Origin of the sequence: Limosilactobacillus albertensis (assembly GCF_014145555.1) — a bacterium.
Taxonomy (GTDB): domain Bacteria; phylum Bacillota; class Bacilli; order Lactobacillales; family Lactobacillaceae; genus Limosilactobacillus; species Limosilactobacillus albertensis.
Window position 1 is genome coordinate 1 of the sequence record NZ_JACIVD010000019.1, and the last position, 499, is coordinate 499.

Genomic DNA, 499 nt, shown 5'->3' on the forward strand with positions numbered 1-499 from the left:
TATCGCCGTCAATTATTGATTATTTTGAGAACCGCTACTCCAAGAAAGAGCGCGCTCAGGTTAAAACGGTCGTAATCGATCTCAATGCCCAATATCAAAGCTTTATTTACCGGCTTTTCCCTAACGCCCGAATTATTATCGATCGTTTCCACATTGTTCAACTAGTCGGTCGCGCCCTTGATAACTGTCGAGTTAATATTCTTAAACTGCTGGATAAACATACTCGCGAATACAAGCTACTCAAATCACAATGGAAACTTTTCCATCTCAAAGCGACCGAACTGCAGCCGGAAAAGCCGGTCTATTTACGAGGGATCAACGAGTATATGACTAAACAGAATGCCGTTGACCTAGTACTAAATCAATTTCCTCAATTTAGTACTGTTTACACTGCATATCAAGAAATTACGGCGGCACTTCATGAGCGAGATAGCCAACGTTTAACCACGATCCTAAGTCAGTATCAGAATACCGGAACGGAAATGGATACGGCTATCGC

The 499-nt window shown here is 42.3% G+C and carries 1 protein-coding gene; it reads left to right on the forward strand.

Annotated elements, in window-relative coordinates; genetic code table 11:
* A partial coding sequence (locus H5S41_RS00140) for a transposase (protein WP_182601459.1) occupies positions 1 to 499 on the forward strand: 499 nt, incomplete at both ends.